At 71.0% G+C, this 20,395-nt stretch carries 19 protein-coding genes and 1 pseudogene; 10 read left to right on the plus strand and 10 right to left on the minus strand.

All coding sequences use genetic code 11. From position 1 onward, the window contains the following. Positions 1 to 146: 146 nt before the first annotated feature. Both KN815_RS24030 and KN815_RS24035 read left to right on the plus strand, forming a co-directional pair. Positions 147 to 2,552, plus strand: a complete 2,406-nt coding sequence (locus KN815_RS24030; protein WP_216344010.1) for a GH92 family glycosyl hydrolase — start codon at positions 147 to 149, stop codon at positions 2,550 to 2,552. An 84-nt stretch (positions 2,553 to 2,636) separates the two neighbouring features. Next, positions 2,637 to 3,701 (plus strand): zinc-dependent alcohol dehydrogenase family protein, encoded by a 1,065-nt coding sequence (locus KN815_RS24035; protein WP_216344011.1) that lies wholly within the window; start codon positions 2,637 to 2,639, stop codon positions 3,699 to 3,701. A gap of 39 nt (positions 3,702 to 3,740) precedes the next feature. Here the strand turns inward: KN815_RS24035 and KN815_RS52285 are convergent. The 5 genes and pseudogenes from KN815_RS52285 to KN815_RS24055 form a co-directional block, all read right to left on the minus strand. After that, positions 3,741 to 3,962: pseudogene (locus KN815_RS52285) on the minus strand (3-hydroxybutyrate oligomer hydrolase family protein); the annotation flags it as partial. Beyond that, a complete protein-coding gene (locus KN815_RS50685) occupies positions 3,959 to 4,123 on the minus strand; it encodes a hypothetical protein (protein ID WP_253209207.1) in 165 nt (54 codons plus the stop codon). The gene KN815_RS50685 and the pseudogene KN815_RS52285, both read right to left, overlap by 4 nt. A 69-nt stretch (positions 4,124 to 4,192) precedes the next feature. Next, the gene (locus KN815_RS24045) at positions 4,193 to 5,044 is read right to left on the minus strand and encodes a helix-turn-helix domain-containing protein (protein WP_216344012.1); all 852 of its coding nucleotides are present in this window, start codon (positions 5,042 to 5,044) and stop codon (positions 4,193 to 4,195) included. Positions 5,045 to 5,068: 24 nt separating this feature from the next. After that, on the minus strand, positions 5,069 to 5,596 hold the full coding sequence (locus KN815_RS24050; protein ID WP_216344013.1) for a DUF6879 family protein: 528 nt from the start codon (positions 5,594 to 5,596) through the stop codon (positions 5,069 to 5,071). After that, positions 5,568 to 5,828 (minus strand): hypothetical protein, encoded by a 261-nt coding sequence (locus tag KN815_RS24055; protein ID WP_216344030.1) that lies wholly within the window; start codon positions 5,826 to 5,828, stop codon positions 5,568 to 5,570. Before KN815_RS24055 ends, KN815_RS24050 begins: the two co-directional genes overlap by 29 nt. A gap of 426 nt (positions 5,829 to 6,254) precedes the next feature. Here KN815_RS24055 and KN815_RS51600 point away from each other — a divergent pair, with 426 nt between their 5' ends. The 7 genes from KN815_RS51600 to KN815_RS24085 all read left to right on the plus strand — a co-directional run bounded on the left by KN815_RS51600 (position 6,255) and on the right by KN815_RS24085 (position 13,010). After that, a complete protein-coding gene (locus KN815_RS51600) occupies positions 6,255 to 6,383 on the plus strand; it encodes a hypothetical protein (RefSeq protein ID WP_301184629.1) in 129 nt (42 codons plus the stop codon). Positions 6,384 to 6,475: 92 nt separating this feature from the next. Further along, on the plus strand, positions 6,476 to 6,964 hold the full coding sequence (locus KN815_RS24060) for a hypothetical protein (RefSeq protein ID WP_216344014.1): 489 nt from the start codon (positions 6,476 to 6,478) through the stop codon (positions 6,962 to 6,964). A 200-nt stretch (positions 6,965 to 7,164) separates the two neighbouring features. Continuing rightward, positions 7,165 to 8,373 carry a helix-turn-helix domain-containing protein gene (locus KN815_RS24065; protein ID WP_216344015.1) on the plus strand — a complete coding sequence of 403 codons (1,209 nt, stop codon included), beginning with the start codon at positions 7,165 to 7,167 and terminating at the stop codon, positions 8,371 to 8,373. Between the two features lie 375 nt (positions 8,374 to 8,748). Continuing rightward, complete coding sequence (locus tag KN815_RS24070) at positions 8,749 to 9,177, plus strand: ATP-binding protein (RefSeq protein ID WP_216344016.1); 429 nt, start codon at positions 8,749 to 8,751, stop codon at positions 9,175 to 9,177. Positions 9,178 to 9,514: 337 nt separating this feature from the next. Beyond that, positions 9,515 to 10,498: a metallophosphoesterase family protein gene (locus KN815_RS24075; RefSeq protein ID WP_216344017.1), complete on the plus strand. Its 984-nt coding sequence runs from the start codon at positions 9,515 to 9,517 to the stop codon at positions 10,496 to 10,498. Between the two features lie 38 nt (positions 10,499 to 10,536). Continuing rightward, the gene (locus KN815_RS24080; RefSeq protein WP_216344018.1) at positions 10,537 to 11,943 is read left to right on the plus strand and encodes an MFS transporter; all 1,407 of its coding nucleotides are present in this window, start codon (positions 10,537 to 10,539) and stop codon (positions 11,941 to 11,943) included. After that, on the plus strand, positions 11,940 to 13,010 hold the full coding sequence (locus tag KN815_RS24085; protein WP_216344019.1) for a TolB-like translocation protein: 1,071 nt from the start codon (positions 11,940 to 11,942) through the stop codon (positions 13,008 to 13,010). Before KN815_RS24080 ends, KN815_RS24085 begins: the two co-directional genes overlap by 4 nt. A gap of 154 nt (positions 13,011 to 13,164) precedes the next feature. Here the strand turns inward: KN815_RS24085 and KN815_RS24090 are convergent, their stop codons facing one another. After that, a complete protein-coding gene (locus tag KN815_RS24090) occupies positions 13,165 to 13,542 on the minus strand; it encodes a hypothetical protein (protein WP_216344020.1) in 378 nt (125 codons plus the stop codon). Between the two features lie 152 nt (positions 13,543 to 13,694). After that, a complete protein-coding gene (gene sigJ / locus KN815_RS24095) occupies positions 13,695 to 14,585 on the minus strand; it encodes an RNA polymerase sigma factor SigJ (RefSeq protein ID WP_216344021.1) in 891 nt (296 codons plus the stop codon). A 258-nt stretch (positions 14,586 to 14,843) separates the two neighbouring features. Between sigJ and KN815_RS24100 the strand changes: the two genes are divergently transcribed. After that, positions 14,844 to 16,691: a glycoside hydrolase family 9 protein gene (locus KN815_RS24100; protein ID WP_216344022.1), complete on the plus strand. Its 1,848-nt coding sequence runs from the start codon at positions 14,844 to 14,846 to the stop codon at positions 16,689 to 16,691. A gap of 61 nt (positions 16,692 to 16,752) precedes the next feature. Here the strand turns inward: KN815_RS24100 and KN815_RS24105 are convergent, their stop codons facing one another. The 3 genes from KN815_RS24105 to KN815_RS24115 form a co-directional block, all read right to left on the minus strand. After that, positions 16,753 to 17,241: a glutathione peroxidase gene (locus KN815_RS24105; RefSeq protein ID WP_216344023.1), complete on the minus strand. Its 489-nt coding sequence runs from the start codon at positions 17,239 to 17,241 to the stop codon at positions 16,753 to 16,755. Positions 17,242 to 17,446: 205 nt separating this feature from the next. Beyond that, positions 17,447 to 18,361 (minus strand): YceI family protein, encoded by a 915-nt coding sequence (locus KN815_RS24110; protein WP_216344031.1) that lies wholly within the window; start codon positions 18,359 to 18,361, stop codon positions 17,447 to 17,449. A 90-nt stretch (positions 18,362 to 18,451) separates the two neighbouring features. After that, positions 18,452 to 20,200: an FAD-dependent oxidoreductase gene (locus KN815_RS24115; RefSeq protein ID WP_216344024.1), complete on the minus strand. Its 1,749-nt coding sequence runs from the start codon at positions 20,198 to 20,200 to the stop codon at positions 18,452 to 18,454. Positions 20,201 to 20,395: the final 195 nt, after the last annotated feature.

Genomic DNA, 20,395 nt, shown 5'->3' on the forward strand with positions numbered 1-20,395 from the left:
CAATCCCGCGGAGCGCTTCGCGCCACGGCCGGATGCGCGGGCGGTGTCGATGACCCGTCCGCGCACGGGTCATTGACACCGCCCAGCCCCCATGCCAAAGTTTCGCGACTCTGGTCGGACAACGTTGTCAAGCGGAGGTGCGTCCCATGCGGTCGCTGATCGGTGGAATCCGTGCGCGCGCAGCGGGCACGGTGGCGGGCGTGATGACGGCGGCGCTGCTGGGCGGCGGCCTGCTGGGACCGCCGGGGGCGACGGCCGCCGCCGCGGCCGGGGACCCTCCGGCCGACCCCACCTCACTGGTCCATCCCTTCGTGGGCACCGAGAACTTCGGCAACACCTTCCCCGGCGCGAGCGCCCCGTTCGGCATGGTCCAGGTCAGCCCGGACACCGGCGGTCAGGGCGGCTACGACTACGACCAGAACGCCATCCACGGCTTCAGCCAGACCCATCTGTCCGGCGTCGGCTGCGGGGTGGCGGGCGAGCTGCCCATCATGCCGACGACCGGCGCGGTCACCGACGTGGACCCGGAGCACTACCGCTCCACCTTCAGCCATGACGACGAGGAGGCCACCCCGGGCTACTACCGGGTGGGGCTGAAGACCTACGGCATCGACGCCGAGCTGACCGCGACCCGGCGCACCGGCTGGCAGCGCTACACCTTCCCGGCCACCGGCGCGGCCAATGTGCTGTTCAACACCGGCAAGGCCAATCAGAACGTCTTCGGCTCCGAGATCCGCGTGGTCGGGGACCGGACCGTCGAGGGCCGGGTGGAGGCCGGGAACTTCTGCGCCGGAAAGGACCGGCACACCGTCTACTTCACCGCCACCTTCGACCGCCCCTTCGCCTCCTACGGCACCTGGCGCGGTACGACCCCCTCCCCCGGTTCCCGCGAGGCGGCCGGAGCGGGCGGCAACGGCGCCTGGGCCGGCTTCGACGCGAGCCAGGACCGGGATGTGGTGGTCAAGGTCGGGCTGTCGTACACCGGGCCGGAAGGCGCCCGGAAGAACCTCACGGCCGAGACCGGGGACTCCTACGACTTCGACGCCACCCGCGCCGCACTGCACGACACCTGGCGGAAGAAGCTCGACGCGATCCGGGTCGGCGGCGGTACCGAGGAGCGGCAGCGCGCCTTCTACACCGCGCTGTACCACGCCCAGTTGCACCCCAATGTGGCGGGCGACGTGGACGGCCGCTACACCGGTTTCGACGGCGCGACCCACACCGCCTCCGGCTATACGCCGTACCAGAACTTCTCGCTGTGGGACACCTACCGGCCGCAGAACCAACTGCTGGAGCTGCTGGAGCCGCGGGTGGCCCGCGATGTCGCGCTGTCGGTCGTCGCCATCGGCCGGGACGGTGGCTGGCTGCCGCGCTGGGCGCTGGCCAACAGCGAGACCAACATCATGACGGGCGACCCGGTGACCCCGTTCCTCGTCGAGGCGTGGTCCAAGGGGCTGCTGGCCGGGCATGAGGACGAGGCGTACGCGCTGCTGAAGAAGAACGCGACCAGCACCCCGCCCGCCGACTCCCCCTATAACGGCCGCTCCGGAGTGGACTATTACCGCAAGCTCGGCTACGTCCCCTCGGGCCTGAAGCTCGGCACCGACTGCGCCGACAAGGGCGGTGACAACGACTGCGTCCATCCCGCCTCGGCCACTCTGGAGTACTCCGCCGCGGACGCCGCGCTCGCCCTGATGGCGCGCGGGCTCGGACACCGCGCCGACGCCCGGATGTTCGCCGAGCGCGGCCAGACCTTCCGCACGCTGTGGGACCCGTCGATCGGCCACTTCCGGCCGCGCACGGCCGACGGCGCGTGGGTGGCCCCGTACGACCCGGTGGCGGCGGGCAAGCAGTTCCACGAGGGTGGCGCCTACCAGTACCAGTGGCTGGTGCCGCAGGACCCGGCCGGTCTGGTGGAGCTGATGGGCGGCAGGCGCGCGGCCGAGAAGCGGCTGGACGACTTCTTCGCCTACGACAAGCTGCTCACCGACCCGGCGGGCACGGCCCGTAAGGACTGGATCTCCGCGCCGTACGACTACTACGGCAAGCCCACTTACAACCCCAACAACGAGCCCGATCTGCACGCCCCGTACATGTATCTGTGGGCGGGCGCGCCCGCGAAGGCGGCGACGGCGGTACGGGCGGCGATGACCCTGTTCACCACCGGGCCGGACGGGATGACCGGCAATGACGACCTCGGCACGATGTCGGCCTGGTACATCTTCTCCTCGCTGGGCCTGTATCCGACGATGAGCGGCGGGGACTTCCTCGCCCTGTCCAGCCCGCAGTTCGACTCGGCCGTGGTCCGCATCGGGCGGTACGGCACCCGGCAGGGCGGCACGCTGACGGTCACCGCGCCGGGCGCGAGCGACACCAAGCGGTATGTGCGCGGCGTCTCGCTGAACGGCCGTGACGTGGCGCGGACCTGGCTGGACTGGGACCAGGTCGCCCATGGCGGGAAGCTGGCCCACCGGCTGTCCACGGAGCCGTCGTCCTGGGGCACCGGCAAGGGCGCTGAGCCGCCGTCGGTGGGCGCCACCCGCAAGGGCTGATACCGGACGGTTGTGGTGTAGGTTCTAGGGCCCGCCTGGACACACGGGCCTGGGGGGTGTGGTCGAGCGAGGGAGCGGGTGTCCATGCGTGCTGTGGTGTTCGACGACTTCGGGCGCCGGCCCGAGGTCCGGAGCGTCGAGGACCCCGCTCCCTCCCCGCGCGGCGTGGTGATCCGCGTCGAGGCGACCGGTCTTTGCCGCAGCGACTGGCACGGCTGGATGGGCCACGACCCGGACATCCGGCTGCCGCATGTCCCCGGCCATGAGCTGGCCGGGGTGATAGAGGCGGTCGGCCCCGACGTCCTCAACTGGCGCCCCGGGCAACGGGTCACCGTGCCGTTCGTGTGCGCCTGCGGGCGCTGTGCCGCCTGCGCGGAAGGCGCCCAGCAGGTGTGCGAGCGGCAGACGCAGCCGGGGTTCACCCACTGGGGCTCGTTCGCCGAGTACGTCGCGATCGAGAACGCCGATGTGAATCTGGTCGGGATACGCAACGAGCTGTCGTTCACCACGGCCGCCGGTCTGGGCTGCCGCTTCGCCACCGCCTTCCGCGCCGTCGTCGCCCAGGGCCAAGTCGCCCCGGGCGAGTGGGTCGCGGTGCACGGCTGCGGCGGGGTGGGGCTGTCCGCGGTGATGATCGCCGCGGCGGCCGGGGCCCGGGTGGTGGCGGTGGACATCTCACCGGAAGCGCTCGCCCTCGCGGCCCGGTTCGGCGCGGCGGTGTGCGTGGACGTGGCGTCCACGCTGGGTTCGGTGGCGGAGGCGGTCGCGGACGCCACGGGCGGCGGCGCGCATGTCTCGCTCGACGCGCTGGGCTCCCCGCGGACCTGCGCGGCGTCCATCAAGAGCCTGCGCCGCCACGGCCGCCATGTCCAGGTCGGGCTGCTGCCGCCGGCCGCCGGGACCCCGATGATCCCGATGGACCGGGTCATCGCGCAGGAGCTGCGCCTGCTGGGCAGCCATGGCATGGCCGCGCACGCCTACGGCCCGATGATGGAGATGGTCGAGGCCGGTTCGCTGCGGCCGGATCTGCTGGTGACCGACGTCATCGGGCTGGACGCGGTCCCGGAGGCGCTGTCCACGATGGCCTCCGGCGGGAGGGGCGGGGTCACGGTCATCGAACCGCACCGCCCGCCCTTGGCCGGGAGCTGACGAACCGCTCCGGCGCGGTGCTTGCAGCACCCGCACCGTCCCGCCCGTCACCCGGATCCGGTCCCCCGCCGCCGGATCGGCCGCTATGGGGGGCACATTGGCCGGGGTCAACTCGGGGGCGTGCCCCGGCTCACCCCCGCGCGGCACCGTGCGCACGACCTGACTGGGCGGTAGCCCGGCCCGCCCCTGGAGCCGCCGCTCCCCGGCCCTGTCCCGCCACCATGGGGGGCAGATGGGCTCCCTCGCCCGTCGTTCCGTCAGCGATGCGAGGCGTCCGGGCCGACGACAAGCAGTGCTTCGCGCAGGGTGCGTACGGCAGGCTTGGCCTGCTGCGGTGCTACTTCGCGGGCCAGGTCCGACAAGCGGCGGCGGACCCGGGCGGAGTCCACGCTGCTGCCCACCTCGATAGTCCGGCGTCGCAAGCGGCGTCGATGTCGCTGACAACGAACCGGGCGCGTGCTGCCGCGAGGGGGCTTTCGCCGCACCCGGAGTCAGTGCAGGGCCTCGATAGCCTTCAGGACCAACGCCCGCGCCTCGGCCCCGTATACGGCCATGCTGCGCAGGCGCTCGAACGCCTTCAGATACTGAGCGAGTTCGCCGGGTTGAACCACGTTCACCTCGGCGGTTACCAGTTCTACGGACACCTTCCGGTCGTCGTAGATGTGGAAGGTCTCCTCGGTCCAGTGGGTCCGCCGGGCCGCCATCGGGATGATCCCGAGCGACACTGCGGGCAGCGCGCCGGCAGTCAGCAGGTAGCCCAACTGGGCGGCCATGGCGTCGGTGTCGGCGACCTGGCAGTACAACACCGGCTCCTCGATGACCACGATGAAGCGGTGCCCCTGCTCGTGGATGATCCGGGACCGCTCGATCCGCGCGCGGGCCGCGGCCTCACTGTCGTCGGCAGGCAGGTCGTGGACGTTCGCGGCGATCCCGAGGACGGCCTGCGCGTAGCCCTCGGTCTGCAGCAGGCCGGGCACGAGGCTGGAGGAATACATGCGGAACACCTCGGTCGCCCGGAGCGCCGGGACGCGGCTCTCCTGAATGTGCCGGAGTCCGGCCCGGACCTGGTCGCGCCACTGCCGGTACATCGTCTCAGCGTTGATGGACTGGACGACGAGTTCCCGCGCCTGGTCGTCGGCGTGGGTGGCGGCACACCAGCGGCGGATGTCCGTGGCGGACGGCCCGGTGAGGGCGTTCTCGATGCGGCTGGTCTTGGAGTAGTGCCAGCCGCACGCGGCAGCCAGCTGCACGAGCGTCAGGCCGGCTTCCTTGCGGAGGTCGCGGAGCCGCTGAGCGACGGCTTCACGTGCGGCCTGGGCAGATGAGGACGGCGAGGCGGGCATGAGCTGGCTGGCGGTGCTTCCTGGTCAGTGGATCTGGTACTGGTCGTGGGGTGTGGCGTGCGCCCAGACGGCGTCGAAAGCCTCCGCGCACAGCTTGGCGGCCGCCGGGTCATCAGAGATCTCGTGGCCGATGAGGGCGCCGTCCCCGGAGAAGAAGCCCCAGCGGATCAGGCGGTCGTCGAACAGCCAGAAGTCGTTGCCGGGCAGAGCGATGTCCGAGGCGCGCCGACGGGGCAGCCAGCGTACTTGTTCGCCTGCGTGCACGTTGACGATGGTGGACGCGTGCTCGTATCGGATGTAGTCGGTGACCGGTTCGGACACGATCCGCGCCCGGCGCACGACGACACCGCGTGCCACCGCGCTGGAGACGGCATCGACCCAGGGCGCCCAACCCGGCGAGTTGGGGTCGGTGTCCACGCTGCCGGTCTGCAGCCACGCCCTGAACTCGTCGGCCTCCGCGGCTACTCCATAGTGGTCTCGCATCTCCAGGTGCACGGCAGAGCGCGTGCAGTCGGCCATCAGGTCAGCGATGGTCGGAACGCTCGAGGGCATCGCACGCCTCCCTGATCATGTGCACCATCCTGGCGGGGATACGAATCACGGCCTCATCGTGCGGGATGCCGACGCTATGCCCCGGCGCCTCGAAAGCCGCGCACTCGGCTTCGAGTTCAGGGCCCGGTTTCCAGCCCTGGAAGACGAGATCGTGCTTCTTCTGGTCGACCCACACGGTCGGGGAGTCTCCTGTCTTGGTGTCGGGATCGATCCCGATGAACCGTAACGGCACGCCTGCCTCCATCCACGTGATGTGCAGCTCTTTGCGTCACAGTCACGCAGCCGGAGGGCCGTGTCAAGGGCACGAACATGGCAACTCACTGGCTCAGAGGCCCATCCCGCAAAGATCTGCACATTGCTGGCCGTGCTGCACATCTCACTCCTAGCGTCGGCGGGTACGACGAAACCCCGGCTGCTGGTGTTCCGGGCCCCGTACCGGACGACAGCGCCAGCGGCCCGCCCTACCCGACACCTGCCGTCGATCCGACGCGGCCACCGACAAGGCAGGGATGAAGGGGCTCCGGTACCGGCTCGCAGCCGGGCCAAAGTCCCGACCAGCAAGGCTCGCCCCGGCCTCCCGCTTGCAGGCCAGTGGCCGGGACGAGCACCGCGCCATCGCGCGGGGACACCCCCTGCGCGTGTGAACTCAGGAGGCCCCATGCGATTACAGCACGTCGTCGTCCGTCAGGACCCGGAGGACGGCGACACCATGCCGGACACGGACGCCCCGACCCCAGTCGGGCAGACGCCCGGCGACTCGGACGACGGCCGCCAGTACGCGAGGTAACCAGCGTCAGACGCCATATCAGTCCGTCGCCTGGCCGGTGTTCACCACCCGGCCAGGCGACGGGCCGCTCTCACCACCAGGAGGTACCTCCGATGCCCCCTCCGCCCCCGCCGATGCCGGCTCACTGGCACTGCTACCGCTGGACTGGAGACCGCCGCACCTATGACGACGAGTCCGCCCGACGGCCTCCACACCTCGTCGTACAGGACATCTCGCCCCAGGAATGGAAACAGCTCGCGGCGGCCGGCCCCGCCTTCATGGCGAGCGACGTACCCCCACTGGAAGTGCCGCACTGGCTGCTCCGCCCGGCCAGAATGATCAAGGCCACCTTCGAGGCACCGGACAAAGCCTCCGCCTGGTACAGAGACCAGATCAGCGAGTGGAGCCCATCCTTCCGCACCGACCACGACAAGGACTCCTCCCGACAGGCCGAGCGGTTCACGGCCGCGGATAACCGGCTCAGCTGGGGCGGAGATGTCGTCGGCGGTTGGTACCTGCGAGGTACCGGATTCGCATCGGTCCAGGTGGTCGCCTGCAGCGCGAACCGCATCCGCCCGACCATCCCCTGCCCGATGCGCTGACGCCTTCCTGCGGCTGGCGTGGCCGTGCATTCACATTGCTGATGCTGCTGCTCGGACACGAAGCCCTCCGGACCTCGGGGGGCTTTCGCCATGCTCGAACAGCGCGATGGCCCCCGCCGAGTGGTCAGGGGCCGATCGGACGTACCCACGGAGCCGACCGGGGGTACCGTTCCGAGTGTCGACGTCGGAACGGAGTCATCATGTCAGATGGCACTGAGGCACGCCCAGGAACCGTTGGAGCGCGGCTGAAAGAGCATCGCCTGATCCGAGGATTCACGCTGCGAGAACTCGGCCAGCGGGCGCACACATCCCCCTCGATGCTGTGCCAGATCGAGAAAGGCGAACGGTCACCCAGTGAACAGCTTCTCGGATCGGTAGCGCGCGCGCTGAGCGTCAGCGTCGCCGTCCTACGCGGCCAGCCGTACATCAAGCAGCTCCAGCAGGACCAACTCGACGCGGTGATCGCACCGCTGAGCAGCACGCTCAGCCTGTGGGATGCACCGCCCGAGCAGGGCGACCCGCCGCCCCGCCCCCTGCCCACGCTGGAGGCGGACGTCATGGAGGCGCGCCGGCGACGCCTGGACGCCGAGTTCCTGCCGCTGGCCACCACCCTGCCTCGGCTCATCCGGGAACTGGCTCACGCCGCCGAAACCTTCACTGCGCCAGCGGACATCGACCGCGTCCGGTGGCTGCAAGCTGAGGTGGCCCACACGGCCGAGGTCGTCGCTTACAGACTCGGGTACATGGACCTCTCGCGGCTGGCCTTGACCCGCATGGAGCATGCGGCGATTCGTGGGTCGGACCCCCGCTGGGTCGCCGTGGAGCGGGTACTTCGCGGTCAACTCGCGTTGGACGGCGGGCTCGCGGACGCGGGTATGCGCCTGGCCGAACTGGCGGTACGCGACTTCCCCGGAGGGCCGGAGCTGCCCACTCGCGCGGTGCTGGGCACGCTGCATCTGAAGGCGGCCATCCTGGCGTCCGGGCGCGGGGACGGCGACGAGTCGAACGCACGGCTGGCGGAGGCCAAGGGAATAGCGGACGAACTCGGCGAGACCGACAGCTTCGGCTTGGGCTTCGGCCCGTTCTACGTGGGGCTGGTCGGAGTCTCGTCCGCGGCTGACCGCAACGAGCACGACTTGGCGATGCAGCGGGCCCTCGCGGTCGAGGTGCCCGAGTCGTACCCCACGGTGGCGCATGTGGCCCGGTACTGGGCGAACCGTGCGCGGGCGGCGGTGTGGACGGCGGATCACGATGATGCGATGAAGTCGCTGCAGAAGGCTCGGGAGGTGGCGCCTCAGCAGGAGCGGTACGACCCGTATGTACATGAGGCGGTGGCGACGATGCTGCGTGCGCAGTCGCGTCTGTCGGAGGAGCTGCGCGAGTACGCGCGTTGGTGCGGAGTGGGGTGACGCTGGGCCCGTGCTTGTTCACCAACTGTGAACGCACGGGCCTTCCCTGGTCGACAGGATGTGACGGTGGGTAGATACCGCCCGTAGCTGGTGCCTCCGCCACGTCCGCGTCCGCACCGGACTCGCGGACGAGACCGTCCTCCTCGGCGTACCCCCTACCACTTGGACCGATGGCCATGACCCGTACTGGCACGTGCCCCTCGGCCCCGGCCGGTACCTGACCAACACGCAGCGCCTGCACGAGGCCCTGGCTCAGGCGACCATCGAGATCCACAACTCGGCGCCGCAGGGCCCCTCTTTCGTGACCCGGCACGACAGCCACCTCCCCGGTAACTCGGTGGAGCCGAAGGCCCACCTCGAGCTGGGCGGAGCGTCATGACCGCCACCGCCCGGCCCTCCGCCGTCGGGGCACCGGCCTACTCGCAAGTCCTCCCCCGTGAGCCGGAGGCCGCCGCACTCGCCCGGCGGATGGTGCGGACCGTGCTGGACACCTGGCACCTGCCCCAACTCGCCGACGACGCGGCACTGGTCACATCTGAGCTGGTCGCCAACGCCGTGGACCACGCACGCGGCCGATGTATGCGCCTCACCGTGACCCGCGCCGGCGAATACCGTGTGCGCCTCGCGGTCATCGACAAGAGCCACGACGAACCAGTGCGCAAGGCGCCCATTCCCAGTGAGGAGCGCGGTCGCGGCCTTGCCGTCGTCGACGCCTTCTCTGCTGCTTGGGGCGTCGACCCGCTGCCTTGGGGAAAACGGGTCTGGTCCGAGCTGGAGGCCGGCATGGGAGAGGAGCAGCCGTAACTGGTCTCACCCCTCCCCGTCGGCCCTGGTCAAGCATGCCGCCGAAGGAACCTTGGGCCGCGCCGACGGTTGGCTGTGCGGGCGCATCGACCTGCCGACGCCGTGCCTCGGCACTGTGGAGAGCGCGGGACACGAGACGTCGCTGCACGCCTGTGACTCGTGCATGGAGCGCCTGGAGGGCAGGGCGCGCGACTTCGCGCGGTCCGGTAGCGGCCGATTTTCTTCGGCGGTAGGAAACTTTCCTAACAATAATGCGTCCGAATCCTTGACGCGTACATGGAGGCGCAGCCAGGATGCCTCGGGAACGGCCCCCACGCCGACCGAGGAGACGACGCAGATGACGTCCGCCCCCCGCGCCAAGAAGCCCGTGCAGCCGCTGAAGCCGCTGCGGCCCCTGGTCAAGAACCCCCGCCTGGGAATATCCGTCGCCGCCGGCGCAGCGCTCGCGCTGGTCGGCGGCGTGGCGCTGTGGTCGCCCGCAGGAATCGCGTCCGCCGCCCCCGACCGCACACCGCGCGCCGCCGCCGGGTTCACGGCCGTTGCCGCCGGTGATATCGCCGAGCAGTGCACGGCGAGCGACAGCGACTGCGAACATCCCAAGACCGCCGCGCTGGTGAAGAAGATCAACCCGGCGTTCGTGATGACCATGGGCGACAACCAGTACGACGACGCCCGGCTCAAGGACTTCAAGAAGTACTACGACAAGACGTGGGGCGCCTTCAAGAGCAAGACGCACCCCGTCGCCGGCAATCACGAGACCTACGACCCGGACGGCGAACTGGCCGGGTACAAGGACTACTTCGGGTCCGTCGCCTACCCGAAGGGCAAGAGCTACTACAGCTACGACCAGGACAACTGGCACTTCATCGCTCTGGACTCCAACAGCCTGGACCGCGCGCAGACCGACTGGCTCAAGGCCGACCTCGCCGCCAACTCCAAGAAGTGTGTGGCCGCTTACTGGCACCACCCGCTCTTCTCCTCCGGCGAGCACGGCAACGACCCGGTCAGCCGACCGCTCTGGAAGCTGCTCTACGACGCCAAGGCCGAACTGGTCCTCAACGGCCACGATCACCACTACGAGCGCTTCGCACCGCAGGACCCGAACGGCAAGGCCGACAAGAACGGGATCGTCGAACTCCTCGGCGGAATGGGCGGGGCCAACCCGTACAAGATCGAAGAGGTCCAGCCGAACAGCGAGAAGCGGCTCACCAAGGCCTTCGGCGTGGTGAAGCTGAACTTCACCGACACCGGCTTCTCATGGGATCTGGTGGGCACGGACGAGAAGACGAAGGACAGCAGCCCGACCTACCAGTGCCACTGACCGCCGTTCGGCAACCGCACCCACGGACGGCCTGATTGATGTATCTCGCGACCACGGACGCGGCCGCGACGGCGACCAAGGTGACGCGCGGCCGCGTCGGCGGGCCGGTCCTGGCCCTCGGCGCGGTCAGCCTGGTCACCGATATCTCCTCCGAGATGGTCACCGCCGTGCTGCCGCTCTACTTCGTACTCCAACTGGGGCTCTCGCCCCTCCACTTCGGCTTCCTCGACGGCCTCTACAACGGTGTGACCGCGCTGGTGCGTCTGTGGGGCGGGCATGCGGCGGACCGCGGCGGACGGCACAAGCTCGTCGCCGGATGCGGCTATGCGCTCTCCGCGCTGTCCCGGCTCGGACTGCTGCTCGCCGGGGGCGGCACACTCGGCATCGGTGCCTCCCTCGCCGCCGACCGGATCGGCAAGGGCGTACGCACCGCTCCGCGCGACGCTCTGATCTCGCTCAGCGCCCCGCCGGACGCGCTCGGCCGGGCCTTCGGCGTGCACCGGGCGATGGACACCACCGGCGCCCTGCTGGGGCCGCTCGCGGCGTTCGCGCTGCTGTGGGCCACCGCCGACGCGTATGACGCGGTGTTCGTCGTGAGCGCTTGCGTCGGGGTGGTGGGCGTGCTGGTGCTGGTGGCCTTCGTGCCGGGGCAGGCCGAGCTGCCCCGGCGCGAAGGCCACCGACCGGGATCCACCGCACCCCTCCCCCGCGCACGGGTCCTGTTGCCGCTCCTCGACCCCGCCTTCCGGCGCATCTTCGTCGCGGCGGCGCTGCTCGGCGCGGCGACCATCGGTGACTCGTTCCTCTATCTGCTGTTGCAGCGTCGGCTGGACTTCGCGGTGAGCTGGTTTCCGCTGCTGCCGCTGGGCGCGGCGGCGGTCTATCTGCTGCTCGCGGTGCCGGCCGGGCGGCTCGGCGACCGCATTGGTCGGCGGGTGCCGTTCCTCTGCGGGCATACGGCGCTGCTCGCCGGCTATCTCCTGCTGCTGACGTCCGGTGCCGGACCGGTGCTGCTGGTCGGCGTGCTGCTGTTGCTCGGGGTGTTCTACGCCGCCACCGACGGGGTGCTGATGGCGCTCGCCGGGCCGGTGCTGCCGGCCACCCGCCGTGCCAGCGGGATGGCGCTGCTTCAGACGGGGCAGGCGCTCTGCCGGCTGTTGGCGGCCGCCGGGTTCGGCGCGGCCTGGACGCTCTGGGGCATCCGCCCCGCGCTGATCGCCGCCGTCCTCGCGCTGGCCACGGCGCTGGCCGCGGCCGCCGTTCTGCTCCCCCGTCCGGAGCCTCCGGCACGGCCGGATCGCCCGGACTCCACCGGTCCCGTGGCCTCGCCAGGTTCCCCTGGTCCTCTGGCCTCCCCGGACCGCCCGGGCACCCCGGACCGCCCGGGCACCCCGGATCGCCCCGACTTCCCGGACCCCCCGGAAAGGCAGCCGTCCCGCACATGAATCCACCCCCCACCTCCCGCTTCTCCCTCTCCTCCCGGCTCGCCGCGCTCTCCCTCCGGGCTCGGGTCATCGCGGTCGTGACCGCCACCGCGCTGCTGGCCACCGTCGCCGTCGTCTACACGCTCGGAGCTACCCGGCAGACCCAACCCACCGACACCGCCTCGGCGTTCGGCCTCGACCACGCCCGGCTGTACTTCCGCAGCTCCGGCGCCGGAACCGGCCGGGTGGCCCACCTCCCCGCACCGGCCGCCCGACCGGGCACCGCCGCCCCGGCCTCGGATCGCCCATCCGACCGCCGCACCACCGGCGGCCCGGCCTGCGACCGCTTCTACGCGGCAGCGAGCACGGGGCTGTGCCTCCAGCATCGCCCCGGCATCCCGCCCAGGTCGTACGCCGTGGTCCTGGACCGGCGGCTGCGTGAGAAGCGGCGGATCGCGCTCACCGGCATCCCCAACCGGGCCCGGGTGTCCGCCTCCGGGCGGATGCTGTCCTGGACGATGTTCGCCACCGGCGACTCCTACGCCACCACCGCGTTCTCCACCCGCACCTCGATCCTGGACACCCGCACCGGCTACCTCATCAAGAACATGGAGGAGATCCCGCTCACCCTCGACGGCCGCCGCTACCACTCCCCCGACGTGAATTACTGGGGCGTCACCTTCGCCCGCGACGACAACCGCTTCTACGCCACCGTCTCGACTCGGGGGAAGACCTACCTCGTCCAGGGCGATATGCGCAGATGGGCGGCGCACACGATCCGCGAGAACGTGGAGTGCCCCTCGCTCTCCCCGGACAACACCCGCCTCGCCTTCAAGAAGCGGGTACGCGAGGGCGCCACCGACCCCTGGCGGCTGTACGTCCTCGATCTGCGGACCCTGCGCGAACACCCGCTCGCCGAGACCCGCAGCGTCGACGACCAGGCAGCCTGGCTGGACGACCACACCCTCGCCTACGCGCTCCCGGGGCGCGACGGCCGGACCTCCGACGTCTGGACGGTCCCGGCGGACGGCTCCGGCACCCCGTCCCTGCGGGTGCCGGACGCCTCCTCACCCGTCCGCATCCCCTGAAATCCCTAGGTGCAGGTGGTCGCATGCAGCTCGAACCGCATCCGCCCGACGATCCCCTGCCCGATGCGCTGACGCCTTCCTGCGGCGCGTGGCCGTGCATTCAGTTTGCTGATGCCGCTACAGGAAGCCGTGCAGCCGGACGCTCCCCCAAGTCTCAGCCGCCCGAGGACTCCTGGGCCTGGAACGCCGACCACCCTCGGCGTCCGAGGGCGGGGTCACTGAGCACGTCGTACGCCGTGCACGCCAGCGCTTCCGCCGCGGCCAGCATCGCTGACCTGCCCCGCTCATCGCCCGCCGCCAGGGCGAACTGCGGTGTGTGATCACAGTGGTCGGGCGGAAGGATGCGGAGAAAGGGGTGGATGGTGGGAACCCTGGTGCTGACGTTGCCGATGTCGGAGGACCCCAGGAAGACGCCTGGCTCGACCTCGGCGATCTTCCCTCCGCCGTCCTCCTCGGCAGGCGCTCCCACCGCGAGTCCCGCCAGCGGTTCGACGTCCCCGCGCGATCCCCATGTCGACAACACCACACGCATATCGCGAATCCCCCATTTACCCAGGTTCCGGCCTCGGCCGACCATCCTGAGGCGCACCGGGGGCCTTGCCGCAAGCCCCCCGGTGCGCCATAGGTTGACAGTGGCAGGGAGGAGTACCTTCCTGGCTTTGCTGTTTCCCCAGTCCAGGACCGTCAGTCCAGGACCGTCAGATCCAGCCCGCTCAGCCGCTGGGGGTCGGCCAGGATGTCGATCGCCACGATCCTGCCGTCCGTGACCGTGAAGGCCAGCACCGAGAACGGCCGCCCGTCCCGGGAGCTGACCACGCCCACCGCCCCGTTGACGAGCGCGGGACGGGCGAGGAGGCCCTTGCCGCCGAGGCGGGAGAAGGTGAGGGCCTGGTCCGCCACGGCCGCCGCGCCGTGCACCTCGCGCGGGGCGGGGGCGGGCGTGGGGCCGTAGTCGGCGCGCAGCACGACATCCGGGTCGAGTACGGAGATCAGCCCCTCGAAGTCGCCGTCGCGCGCGGCGGCGAGGAAGGCGCCCACGACCTCGCGCTGCCGGGCCAGGTCCGCGTCGGGGACCGGAGCCGCTCCCCGCACCCGGCGGCGGGCGCGGCTGGCGAGCTGACGGGCGGCGGCCGGGGTGCGGTCGACGATGGGGGCGATCTCGTCGAACGGTACGGCGAACAGATCGTGCAGTACGAAGGCCAGCCGTTCGGCGGGGGCCAGCGTCTCCAGGACGACCAGCAGGGCGAGGCCGACCGAGTCGGCGAGCAGCGCCTGGTCCTCGGGGCCCGGCCCGGTCTCGCCGCTGATGACCGGGTCGGGGAGGTGCACCCCCAGCGGCTCCTCGCGCCGCGCGGTGCGCGAGCGCAGCATGTCCAGGCAGACGCGCCCGACGACGGTGGTCAGCCAGCCGCCCAGGTTCTGCACCGCGGCGGTGTCGGAGCGGCTGAGCCTCAGCCATGCCTCCTGGACGGCGTCGTCCGCCTCGCTCAGCGAGCCGAGCATGCGGTAGGCCACCGCCCGCAGATGGCCGCGGTGGGCCTCGAAGCCCTCCGCCAGAAGGTGGTTCTCGTTCATCGGTCACATCCCCTTGTCGCGGACCGCACCGGCGCGGGCCACACCGTGCTGACGGATGGGCCGGGTGCGATGTGACGGAGGGGGACGGAATGTTTTCTGCGGGCCCGTGCACCCGTCCAGTCCCTTGACGCACTGCGATCACATCATTACATAAATTGGGAGCGCTCCCACGTCTCCTACGTCTCCCACATCTCCCCACATCTCCCCACGTCGTCCACGTCGTCCACGTCGTCCACGTCGTCCCGAGGAGGATCCGTCATGCCCGTGTCCCTGTTACCCCGTCCGTGCGGTGCGCGCGCCGCCACCGCGCTGCTGACCGGCGCACTGCTGCTGATCGCCGCCCAGTCCGCGCCCGCGGGGGCGGACTCCTCCGCGGCGCCCGCGCCCCCGACCGCTGCCTCCGCCGCGCCGTCCGCCGTCCAGGTCAATCAGCTCGGGTATCTGCCGGACGGCCCCAAACGCGCCACCGTCGTGAGCGCGAGCGCCACCGCCCTGCCCTGGCAACTGCGCGACGCCGCGGGCCGCACCGCCGCCTCGGGCAGCACCACCGTACGGGGCGCGGACGCCGCCTCCGGGCAGTCGGTCCATCTGGTGGACTTCTCCTCGTACCAGGGGACGGGCACCGGCTACACGCTCACCGTGGACGGCCGGACCAGCCATCCCTTCGACATCCGCGCCAACCTCTACGACGGGCTGCGCACGGACGCCATGTCCTTCTTCTACCAGCAGCGCAGCGGTATCCCCATCGAGGCCTCACTGGCCGGTGCGGCCTACGCGCGCCCGGCGGGCCATCTGGGGGTCGCCCCCAACCGGGGCGACACCGCCGTGCCCTGCGTCAGCGGGGTGTGCGACTACGTCCGGGATGTGCGCGGCGGCTGGTACGACGCCGGTGACCAGGGCAAATACGTGGTCAACGGCGGGCTCGCGGTCTGGCAGCTCGTCAACTCCTTCGAGCGCGCGAAGCGCGCGGGGCATGCGGCGGCGCTCGGGGACGCCACGCTGCGCGTCCCCGAGCGCGGCAACGGGATCCCCGATGTGCTCGACGAGTCGCGCTGGGAGCTGGAGTTCCTGATGCGCATGCAGATCCCGGAGGGCAAGCCACGGGCGGGGATGGCCTTCCACAAGGTCCATGACGCCGCCTGGACCGGTCTGCCCACCCGTCCGGAGCAGGACGCCGAGCCGCGTGAGCTGCACGCGCCGTCCACCGCCGCCACCCTCAATCTGGCCGCCGCGGCGGCGCAGTGCGCCCGGGTCTACGCACCGTACGACGCCGCCTTCGCCGCCCGCTGCCTGGACTCCGCGCGCCGCGCCTGGGCCGCCGCGCGGGCGAACCCCGATGTGCTGGCGCCGGGCTCCGACTCCACCGGCGGCGGGGCGTACGACGACGGCGAGGTGGGTGACGAGTTCTACTGGGCGGCCGCGGAGCTGTACGCGACCACCGGGGAGGCGCGGTACCGGGACGCGGTCACCTCCTCGCCGTACCACACCGCGAGCGATGTGTTCACCCCGTTCGGCTTCGGCTGGCAGGACACCGCGCCCCTCGGCCGGATCGTCCTGGCCACCGTGCCAGGCGGCCTGCCCGCCACCGACCTCGCCCGCGTCCGCGCCTCCGTGGTCTCCGCCGCCGATGGGCAACTGAGCACGATGGCCGGCCAGGGCTATGGGGTGCCGCTGCCGGCGGACGGCTATGTGTGGGGCTCCAACGGCCAGGTGGCCAACAACGGGACCGTCATGGCCGTCGCCTACGAGCTCACCGAGCAGCGGCGCTACCGCACCGGGGCGCTGGAGACGCTGGACTATCTGCTCGGCCGCAACGCACTCGGCCAGTCGTATGTCACCGGCTACGGCGAGCACGCCGCACAGAACCAGCACCACCGCTTCTGGGCGCATCAGTACGACGCCTCGCTGCCGAACCCGCCCGCCGGATCGATCGCGGGCGGCGCCAACGCGGGGCTGGAGGACCCGGTGGCGCAGGAGAAGCTCCCGGGCTGCGCGCCCGCGGCGTGCTACATCGACGACATCGGCTCGTACTCCACCAATGAGGTGGCGATCAACTGGAACGCGCCGCTGGCGTGGCTGACCGCGTTCGCCGCGGAACGCGGCTGAGCCCGGGTACCCGATCGGCCCGGCGGGCGAGGGGCCACCGGCCCCTCGCCCGCCGTCGTGTTCACCGGGGCAACTGCGCCTCGATCGCGGCGACGACATCGTCCGCCTCCGGCTCGGTGCGCGGCCGGAACCGGCCCACGACCTCACCCTCCGGCGAGATCAGGAACTTCTCGAAGTTCCACTGCACATCCCCCGCCTCGCCCTGCGCGTCGGGCGTCCGCGTCAGCTCGGCGTAGAGCGGATGCCGCTGCTCGCCGTTGACGTCGATCTTCTCCAGCAGCGGGAAGGACACGCCGTAGGTCGTCGAGCAGAACGTCTGGATCTCCTCGCTCGTCCCCGGCTCCTGCCCGGCGAACTGATTGCACGGAACCCCCAGCACGGTGAATCCGCGCTCGGCATAGCGCTGCTGGAGCCGCTCGAGCCCCTCGTACTGCGGGGTGAGACCGCACTTGGACGCCACATTGACCACCAGCAGCGCCGCGCCCCGATGCGCATCGAGAGAGGTCGGCTCGCCGGTAAGGGTGTGCAGGGGAATGTCGTACAGGCTCATGGGATCAACCGCCTTCGTCGTTCGGTGGGTGAGCCCAAATCTATGCGCTCACGGGCCCGTGACGCCCGGCAACCCGTCCGGGTGAAGGACACCGCCGAACCGACCCCCACCGTGGCGTCGCCGTCTTCCACAGGTGATCCGACACGGCGATGGGGCGGGCCGCAAAGCCCGCCCCATCGCCTGCCGGGTGACGCCGGGTGACGGCTTACTCGGGCGGCGTCGGCGTGTCGTGGCTGCGGTACATCGCCTGGATGTCCAGCTCCAGCTTGACCGTGGGGCCGACCACGGCGATGCCGCGGGCGAGCATGTTGCGCCAGTTCAGCGTGTAGTCCTCGCGGTGCAGTTCCGCCGTGGCGAGGGCGGCGCAGCGCAGTTCCTGGTCGTAGCCGCCGTTCACGGCGCCGAGGTAGGTGGTGTCCAGGGTCACCGAGCGGCTGACGCCGTGCATGGTGAGGGGGCCCTGGAGGGTCCACTTGGGTCCGCTGCGCCAGGTGAAGCGGTTGCTGGCGAAGTGGATCTCCGGGAAGTTCTCGACGTCGAGGAAGTCGGCCGAGCGCAGGTGGTTGTCGCGGGTGTTGTTGCCGGTGTTGATGCTGGAGGCGTCGATGACGACCTCGACGCGGGAGTCCTCCATCCGTTCGGCGATATGGATGCCGCCCCGGAAGCGGGTGAAGCGGCCGTGCACATTGGCCATGCCGACGTGGCGGGCGATGAAGCGGATCGCGGTGTGCGGCGGGTCGAAGAGCCAGGTGCCCGGCGGGGGGAGTTCCAGTTGCTGGGAGGGTTCCATCTGCACCCGGCGGGGCGGTTCGCTCTGGCCGTAAGCGATGTCGACGGTGAGGCGGTTGGGTTGCAACCCGCTTCCGGTGAGCAGCACGGTGTACTGCCCCGGCTCGAGCGTGGCGAGGAACAGGCCGTGTGGATCGGTGGTGGCCTTGGCCACCGTACGGGCGGCGCCACGCGTCTCGGTGACGGTGACCTCCACGCCGCCCAGGGCCTGGCCGACGGGGTCCAGGACCTCGCAGCTAAAGGCTCCTGCACCCACGGGCAGGGGGATCCTGAGTCCTGGTCCGCGGTCCGGACGCTTGGTGCGCATGCGCCGGAGCAGTGCGAGGGGCATTGCAGTCATCTCACTAACGGTTTCTTTGGGGATGTGGGCGCGTCCATGATGGGGCCCCGGGTCGGGCTCGCTGCGCCCGGGGGGTGGGTGTCAGCCGTGGCCGAGGATCTTCCGCACCGCCCCGATCAGCAACTTCCCCGCGCGCGGGGACATTTCGGGGTGTCGGAAGCCGATGTGGTTGTCGGGGCGGGTCAGCAGGGCCCCGCAGTCGCCGATCTCGCGCAGTCGGGCCCAGTCGCCGTACGGGTCCTCGTACTCCTGACCGGGGCCGATGGAGACGGTGCGGAGCTGGATGCCGAGTTCCTTACGGGCCGCCGCGGCGGCCTCCTCCCAGCAGTCCCCGCCGATGCCGGTGAAGAGGGTGAACCGGCCGTGGCCACCGAGGTCGAGGGTGGACAGCCGCTCACGGCCCCGGACGACCCACGCATGCGGCAGCTTGGCGCCGGGGCGGGTGCTGGGCTGGTGGTACAGCTCCGGGTCGCGGCCGAAACCGGGGTCGGGGGTGCCGTCGGGGACGATGGCGTCCGAGACGTACCGCTGGTTCATCTCCACACCGTGCGCGTTGAACTCGTACACCTTGGCCGCGATGGCCTCGCGCAGCCCCTGCCGTTGCTTCGCGCCCTCGGGCGTGGCGGCCTTACGGGCGTCGACATTGCGCCACATCTGCTCGGTGTCGGAGGTGGCGAGCACACCCAGCGCCTCGAATACCGGCGCGGTCTCACCGATGCTCCGATTGGCCCGCTCGACGATCTGCCGCCCCACCGGGGCCCGTTCGGCGGAGTAGGTGTCCAGAAGGGCGGGGGCGGCGGTGCCGTCGAGGACCAGTTTGAGCTTCCAGGCGAGGTTGTACGCGTCCTGGATGGAGGTGTTGGAGCCCAGCCCGTTGGACGGCGGATGGCGGTGGACGGCGTCGCCCGCGCACAGCACCCGCCGGTCGGCGTAGGTCTCGGCGTACAGATGGTTGACGGTCCATGCGGAGGTCGAGGTGATGCGCACGGGGATCGTGTCGTCGCCGAGCAGCCGGTGCACCACGGACCGCGCGAACTCCTCGGTGAGGTCCGGCGGGCCCGCCTCGAGGTCGTAGCCCCACACCACCATCCACTCGGTCCAGGGGCGTACACAGCGCACCAGGCCCGCGCCGATGCCGCCCACCGTCGCGCCGGGGGCCAGCACCCAGTAGAGGGTGGAGGGGCGATGGGCGGTCAGCTCGGTGAGATCCGCCTCGAAGACGATGTTGAGGCTGCCCGCGACGCCCATCCGGCCGACCGTGGGCAGCCCGGCGTTCTCCACGACACGGCTGCGTCCGCCGTCCGCGCCGACCAGATAGCGGGCCCGGACGCGGTAGGTGTCCCCGCGCAGCCGGTCCTCGACCAGCGCGGTCACGCCGTCGTCCGACTGCTCATGGGAGAGGTACTCGGTGTGGAAGCGCAGCGCGGTGCCCCGGGAGACCGCGGCGTTCACCAGCACCGGCTCCATCAGGTGCTGGGGCAGGTCGCACATCCGGCTGGGGCTGGCCAGTTCATGGGCGGCCTGGACGAGTGGATCGTTGCCCCAGGAGCGCAGCCGTCCCAGCTCCTCGCCCGCGAGGCTGGTGCAGAAGACGGTGTTGCCCATCAGCGGCTGCGGCGTGGCCTGGGCGGTGACCTGGTCCTCGACGCCGAGGTCACGCAGCACCTCCATGGTGCGCTGGTTGGTGATGTGCGCGCGGGGCGTGTCCGCCAGGCTTCCGTACCGGGTGACCATGACGTTGGGCACGCCGTAGGTGCTCAAGGCGAGCGCCGTCGCGGCTCCGGCGGGGCCACTGCCCACGACCAGGACGTCGGTTTCGACGGTCTCCACTGCTGAAGGGCTCCTCTCCGGGTGATGGGCGGTCTCCTGACGATCGGCGGTCTCCCGGCGACGGCGACCGGCGACCGGCCAACAGCGACCGGCGACCGGCCAACAGGGATCGGCCTTGACGACCTGCGGCCCGCTCACGACCGGCGATCGACCATTGGTGATCTTGTTCCAGAACCCGGGCCCCGAGGTGTCTCA

Origin of the sequence: Streptomyces niphimycinicus (assembly GCF_018883605.1) — a bacterium.
In the GTDB taxonomy this organism is placed as follows: domain Bacteria; phylum Actinomycetota; class Actinomycetes; order Streptomycetales; family Streptomycetaceae; genus Streptomyces; species Streptomyces niphimycinicus.